Source organism: Bradyrhizobium sp. AUGA SZCCT0431, from assembly GCF_018131065.1.
In the GTDB taxonomy this organism is placed as follows: domain Bacteria; phylum Pseudomonadota; class Alphaproteobacteria; order Rhizobiales; family Xanthobacteraceae; genus Bradyrhizobium.
In genome coordinates this window covers 1-7,247 of record NZ_JAFCLR010000079.1, presented here as the reverse complement: position 1 = coordinate 7,247, position 7,247 = coordinate 1, and the positions used below count along the sequence as shown (strand labels likewise).

The 7,247-nt window shown below is 65.4% G+C and carries 3 protein-coding genes; all 3 read left to right on the top strand.

Annotated elements, in window-relative coordinates:
• Nucleotides 1-314 precede the first annotated feature (314 nt).
• Genes JQ567_RS37570 through JQ567_RS37560 form a run of 3 tightly spaced genes read left to right on the top strand, consistent with a single transcriptional unit; the run spans nt 315 to nt 7,011 of the window.
• Nucleotides 315-3,590, top strand: coding sequence for a DUF2126 domain-containing protein (locus JQ567_RS37570; RefSeq protein WP_212443482.1), 3,276 nt, complete (start codon nt 315-317; stop codon nt 3,588-3,590).
• Between the two features lie 23 nt (nt 3,591-3,613).
• On the top strand, nt 3,614-6,136 hold the full coding sequence (locus JQ567_RS37565) for a circularly permuted type 2 ATP-grasp protein (RefSeq protein WP_249165991.1): 2,523 nt from the start codon (nt 3,614-3,616) through the stop codon (nt 6,134-6,136).
• Nucleotides 6,133-7,011: a transglutaminase family protein gene (locus JQ567_RS37560; RefSeq protein WP_212443481.1), complete on the top strand. Its 879-nt coding sequence runs from the start codon at nt 6,133-6,135 to the stop codon at nt 7,009-7,011. The genes JQ567_RS37565 and JQ567_RS37560 overlap by 4 nt, the downstream gene beginning before the upstream one ends.
• Nucleotides 7,012-7,247: the final 236 nt, after the last annotated feature.

Genomic DNA, 7,247 nt, shown 5'->3' with positions numbered 1-7,247 from the left:
CCATGAAGCACGGCCTCGAATACTTCCACGCCGCCGCCGCAGGATGGAGCCTCAGAGATGTGTGCATGCCCTAGGGCGAAGGCCGGGACCCATAGCCACCGGCCTTGGTTTGGCGGAAGACGTCTGCGATCTTGCCTCACTGAAAAACCACGCGGTATGGGTCCCCCGATGCGCAATTGCGCATCTGAGCGTTCGCCGGGACGACACCGAGGGTTACTTTCGCACTTCCCGTAGGCACCCCGTGCCCGTTGTTAGTGCTTGATCCACGCCGGAACCAGTGTTCTGCTTAAAAAAGCTGCTGGAGTAGCCCGTCCGTGTCGATCTTCGTCGCACTACATCACGTTACGCACTACAAATACGACCGACCGATCGACATCGGGCCTCAAACCGTACGCCTGCGGCCGGCGCCGCACACGCGCACGCCGATCCTGAGCTATTCGCTCAAGGTCACGCCTTCAAATCATTTCGTGAACTGGCAGCAGGATCCGCAAGGCAACTGGCTGGCGCGATTCGTTTTCCCGGAGAAGGCGAGCGAGCTGAAGATCGAGGTCGATTTCTCGACGCAGATGACCGTGGTCAATCCGTTTGACTTCTTCGTCGAGCCCTACGCCACCAGTTTCCCGTTTCAATATACCGACGATCTCAAGACCGAGCTGGCGCCATATCTGGCGACATCGGGCGAGGGGCCGCTATTTGCCGCTTATCTGAAGGACATCCCGCGTGAGGCCGACAGCACCGTCAATTTCCTGGTCGACCTCAACGCGCAGCTGCAGAAGAAAATCGGTTACGTCATCCGCATGGAGCCGGGCATCCAGACGCCGGAGGAGACGCTCGCCGCCGGCTCCGGCTCCTGCCGCGACTCCGCCTGGCTCCTGATCCAGATCTTCAGGCATCTCGGGCTCGCGGCGCGTTTTGTCTCCGGCTATCTCATTCAACTCCGCCCCGACATCGATCCGGTCGAAGGCCCGCGCGAGGTCGAAAGCGATTTCACCGACCTGCACGCCTGGGCCGAGGTCTATCTGCCGGGCGCGGGCTGGATCGGCTTCGACGTCACCTCGGGCATGCTGACCGGCGAGGGACACATTCCCGTCGCGGCCACGCCGCACTACCGCTCGGCGGCGCCGATTTCAGGCAGCGCCGGCTTTGCCAATGTCGAGTTCGGCTTCGAGATGAGCGTCAAGCGCATCCGCGAGGCGCCGCGGATCACGCGGCCGTTCTCGGACGAATCCTGGTCGCGTCTCGACAGGCTCGGCGAAGCGGTCGATGCCGATCTGAAAAAGGACGACGTGCGGCTGACGATGGGCGGCGAGCCGACCTTTGTTTCGGTCGACGATCTGGAATCGCCGGAATGGAATATCGCCGCCGTCGGCCCGACCAAGCGCGCGCTCGCCGACGATTTGATCCGCAAATTGCGCGCGCGTTTTGCGTCCGGCGGTCTGCTGCATTACGGGCAGGGCAAATGGTATCCGGGCGAAAGCCTGCCGCGCTGGGCGTTCGGGCTCTATTGGCGCAAGGATGGCGTGCCGATCTGGAAGAACGCCGAACTGATCGCGAACATCGAAAATCCGCGCAAGGCCGAAATCGCCGACGCCGAACATTTTGCCGGAGGCGTCGCACAAAAGCTCGGACTCACAACCGACTACGTGCTGCCCGCCTTCGAAGACACCGCGCATTGGCTGCAGAAGGAAGCGGCGCTGCCGGCGAATGTCGATCCGACCGACTCCAAATTGGCCGATCCGGAAGAGCGCTCACGGATGGCGCGGGTGTTCGATTCCGGGCTCAACAAGCCCAAGGGATTTGTGCTGCCGATCCAGCGCCGGAACGAGGCCTTCAAGCACTCGCCGGGGCACTGGCGCAGCGAACGCTGGAAGATCCGGCGCGGCCATCTGTTCCTGTTTCCGGGCGATTCCCCGCTGGGCCTGCGGCTGCCGATCGCCTCGCTGGAACACATTCCGCCGGAGGAATATCCCTACATTGTCGAGCAGGATCCGATGGAGCCGCGCGACGATCTGGCGGCTTCCGAAGCGGGCACCCAGACGGAAGATGCGAAGGCCAAGGAGAAGCCAAAACTCGAACCCGTGCGCACGGCGATGTCGATCGAAATCCGCGACGGCGTTTTGTGCGCCTTCATGCCGCCGGTCGAGAAACTGGAAGATTATCTGGAGCTGATCACGGCGGTGGAGGCGACCGCCGAAGAGCTGCAGCTGCAGGTCCATGTCGAGGGCTATTCGCCGCCGTATGATCCGCGCGTCGAAGTCATCAAGGTGACGCCCGATCCCGGCGTGATCGAGATCAACATCCAGCCGGCGCAAAGCTGGCGCGAGGCGGTCGACATCACGTTTGGACTGTACGAAGACGCCGCCAAGACGCGCCTCGGCGCCAACCGTTTCCTGGTCGACGGCCGCCACACCGGCACCGGCGGCGGCAACCACGTCGTGGTCGGCGGCAGCACGCCGCAGGATTCACCGTTCCTGCGCCGGCCCGATCTCTTGAAGAGTCTCGTGCTGTACTGGCAGCGCCATCCGTCGCTGTCCTATCTGTTCTCGGGCATGTTCATCGGCCCGACCAGCCAGGCGCCACGCATCGACGAGGCGCGGCATGACGGCCTCTATGAACTTGAAATCGCGCTGGCCCACGTGCCGCCGCCGGGCATCGAGGCCCCGCTATGGCTGGTCGACCGCCTGTTCCGGCACATCCTGGTCGATATCACCGGCAACACCCATCGCGCCGAAATCTGCATCGACAAGCTCTATTCGCCCGACGGGCCGACCGGCCGTCTCGGACTGGTCGAGTTCCGCGCGCTGGAAATGCCGCCTGATCCGCGCATGTCGCTGGCGCAGCAACTCTTGATCCGGGCGCTGATCGCAAAAATGTGGCGCGAACCGCAACAGGGCAATTTCGTGCGCTGGGGCACCACGCTGCATGATCGCTTCATGCTGCCGCATTTTCTCTGGGAAGACTTTTTGGGCGTGCTCGAAGAACTCAAGCACTCCGGCTACGAATTCTCACCGGAATGGTATTCGGCGCAGCTCGAATTTCGTTTCCCGGTGTTCGGCCGGGTCCATCACGGCGGCGTTTCGCTGGAACTGCGTCAGGCGCTGGAGCCATGGCACGTGCTCGGCGAGGAGGGTTCGGCGGGCGGCACCGTGCGTTATGTCGATTCGTCGGTGGAACGGTTGCAGATCAAGGCGTCGGGCTTCGTCGAAGGCCGCCACGTCGTCACCTGCAACGGCCGGCGGATGCCGATGACGGCCACCGGCCGCTCCGGCGAGGCGGTCGCCGGCGTCCGTTTCAAGGCCTGGCAGCCGGCGTCCGGGCTGCATCCGACCATTCCGGTCCACGCGCCGCTGACATTTGATTTAATTGATACCTGGAACGGCCGCTCGCTCGGCGGCTGCGTCTACCATGTCGCCCATCCCGGCGGCCGCTCCTATGACACCAAACCGGTCAATTCCTACGAGGCCGAGGCGCGGCGGCTGGCCCGGTTTCAGGACCACGGCCACACCCCGGGCAAGGTCGATCTGCCGCCCGAGGAACGCACAATAGAATTTCCTTTGACGCTCGACTTGAGGACGCCGCTCCGGCACTAAAGGCGCTGAGATCGGAGAGTCGGATGGCGGGGCAAGCCGGCAGTCAGGATAATAAGGCCCGTCCGGGCCAGCGCCGGATGGCGCAATGGACCCGTGACTACGCCCGGCTGCCCGGCATTCCCGATGAATATATCGGCCAGGACGGTGCGCCCCGGCCGGCCTGGGCGCGGTTTTTCGACGCCTTTGCCGCGCTTTCGCCCGCCGACATCGAGCGCCGATTCGCCTCCGCCGACCGCCATTTGCGGGAGGCCGGCGTCACCTACCGCGCGCCCGGCGAGACCGCCGACCGGCTCTGGCCGCTGAGCCATCTGCCGCTGATCATCGACGAGACCGACTGGCGGCAATTGACCACGGGCATCGCCCAGCGCGCGCAGTTGCTCGAAATGATACTGCGCGACCTCTATGGCGAGGGCCGGCTGGTCGCTGATGGTGCCGTGCCGGCAGCGGCAATCGCCGGCAGCAACGAATATCTGCGCGCGGTCTGCGGCGTCAAACCGCCAGGCGGACGCTATCTGCATCTCTACGCCGCCGATGTCGGCCGCGGCCCCGATGGCCGCTGGTGGGTGCTCAGCGACCGTACGCAGGCCCCGTCGGGCGCCGGCTACGCGCTGGAAAACCGCCTGGTGCTGTCGCGCGCCTTCTCCAATCTCTACAAGTCGATGAATGTCGAACGCGTCGCGCCGTTCTTCGAGGCGTTCCGCGATTCATTGCGCGCGAGCGCTGATCGCGACGAGCCGCGCATCGGATTGCTGACGCCGGGCGCCTTCAACGAAACCTATTTCGAACATGCGACGATCGCGCGCTATCTCGGCTTCCTGCTGGTCGAGGGCGACGACCTCGCCGTCAGCGGCGACCGCATCCATATCCGCACCGTCGCCGGCCTGAAGCGGCTCGATGTGCTGCTGCGCCGGGTCGATTCCAATTTCCTCGATCCGCTGGAGCTCGATGCGTCCTCGCATCTTGGCGTGCCCGGCCTGATCGACGTGCTGCGCAAGAGCGGCGTCGTCGTCGCCAACATGCCCGGCTCCGGCGTGCTGGAGGCGCGGGCGCTGCTCGGTTTCCTGCCCAATCTGTGCCGCCGCCTGCTCAGCGAGGATTTGCTGATGCCGCACATCGCGACCTGGTGGTGCGGCCAGAAATCGGCGCGCGAGGAAGTGCTGTCGCGGCTCGACGATTTTGCGATCGAGGGCGCCTATGGCCGCGCCGTGCCGGGCTTTCCGGGCAGCGGACCGGTGCTATCAGGTGAACTGTCGCCGCCCGAGCGCGAGCGGCTCAGGTCTGCGATTTCCGACCGCGGTATCGACTTTGTCGGCCAGGAGTTGGTGCGGCTGTCGACGACGCCGACCTGGGAGAACGGCCGGATCACGCCGCGTCCGTTCGTGCTCCGGGTGTTTGCCGCCGCCACCCCGAACGGCTGGACCATCCTCCCGGGGGGCTTCTGCCGGATCGCCGATGAGCCCGATGCCCGCGCCGTATCGATGGGCGACGGGGCGCGGTCGGCCGACGTCTGGGTGGTGTCCGACAAGGCGATCCCGGCTTCGACGCTGCTGCCGGCGGCCGACACGGTGCGGATCAGGCGCATCGCCGGCGTGGTACCGAGCCGTGCCGCAGACAATCTGTTCTGGCTCGGCCGCTATCTCGAACGCGCCGAGGCGACACTGCGGCTGATCCGCGCGCTCGGCACGCCGACGCGTGAGTCCGGCAAGGGCGCACCGGCCGGGGCATCGACCGCGCTGCATTCGGTCGAGCGCATCCAGCGGCTTCTGGTGACCTGGGGTGCGACCTCGCAGGCGAGCCGGGCCAATTCCGCCAAGGTCGCCGCCGAGGCGCTGCAAAGTGCGGAAAAATTCGGCTCGGCGCTGTCGCTGCTGCGATCGGCGCAGCGCACCGCGACTTCGCTGCGAGAGCGGCTTTCGCCCGACGCCTGGCAAGTCATCACCGAGATGGTGGAACGCCTTTCCGTGGAGGCCGACGACGATGACGGCATCGTCAGCGCCGCCGAATTGTCCTTGCAGGAGCTCGCGAGCTTTGCCGGGCTCGCGCAGGAGAACATGAACCGCGCCGCCGGCTGGCGCTTCCTCGAGATGGGCCGCCGCGCCGAGCGCGCCATCAACACCGCGCGGTTTGCCCGTCAGTTCGCCTATGACGAAGCCGGCGACGAGGACCTCGACGTCCTGCTGACGCTGGTGGATTGCCAGATCACCTACCGTTCGCGCTATCTGGTCGGGCCGGCGCTGGCGCCGGTGCGCGATCTGGCGGTGCTCGACCCCTATAATCCGCGCTCGGTCGCGTTCCAGGTGGCGGCGCTCAATGAGCACATTGCGAGCCTTCCGAGCCTCAAGGAGCATGGTTTGATCGAGCGGCCGCAGCGTCTGGCCGTGGCGCTGCAGGCGATGCTGACGACCGCGGAAGCCGCAGCGCTGGATGTCAAAGCCCTGTTCGCGCTGGAGCAGGACCTGCTCAATCTTGCCGACGCCATCGGCCTGCATTACTTCCCGCACGGACCCAATGCGAGCCGGCCGGAGAAGCTGACGGGCCTCGCGTGATCTACGACATCCGTCACGTGACGACCTACAGCTATGAGAGCCCGGTGAGTTTTGCGCGCTGCTCGCTGCGGCTCGAGCCGCGCAGCGGCGACGGGCAGCAACTGGTCTCGCATTCCGTCGAGATCCGCCCGCGGCCGGCGGAGCGCACGATACGGCGGGATTTTTTCGGAACCCATACCGAGAGCGTGCTGATCGAAACCGCGCATCGCAGCTTGCGGATCGATTCCAGGTCGCGGGTGCAGGTCACGCGCCAGGCGCTTGGCCGCACCGCGCCGAGCCCGTCATGGGAGAGCGTCCGCGACGTCGCCTTCGAGGCCTCGAGCCTCGGTCCGGCCTCGCCGGTCGGCTACGTCTTTGCAAGTTCGCTGGTGCCGGTGCTCGGGCCGGTCACGGCATACGCCGCGGCAAGCTTTCCGCAAGGGCAGGGCATTCTCACAGGCTCCGTCGACCTGATGCACCGCATCCGCCACCAGTTCAAATACGATCCGAAAGCTACCGTGATCTCGACGCCGCTGAGGGAAGTGTTCGAGAAACGCCACGGCGTCTGCCAGGACTTTGCCCATGTGATGATCGCAGGCCTGCGCGGCCTCGGGCTGCCGGCGGCCTATGTCAGCGGCTATCTGCGCACCTACCCGCCGGCGGGGAAGCCGCGCCTGCAGGGTGCCGACGCCACCCACGCCTGGGTGTCGGTGTGGTGCGGCAGCGAGATCGGCTGGATCGGGTTCGATCCGACCAACGACCTTCTGGTCGAGAACGACCACATCAACCTGGCGATGGGTCGCGACTTCTCCGACGTCTCGCCGGTCGATGGCATCATCGTGGGCTCGCGCAAGCAGAAGCTGGCGGTGGCCGTGGACGTGGTGCCGGTGGAATAATCCGGCACCGCCGCACCGGGCCCGGACTCAAAATATCGAAAACAACCCCATGCAAAGTAGAAACCGGCCCCGGCGCGCAGCACGCATGGCGCGCTGCGTCCGGGTACGAGAAGACGAAATGCCACTTCATCACGGTCCTAACCTAATTGCATCCCGCTCTAGGTGGCGTGGACACTTATCGCATCCATAAGACGATGGCGGCGACAGTGACGATGGCAAGGTAATTTCGGGCTGTC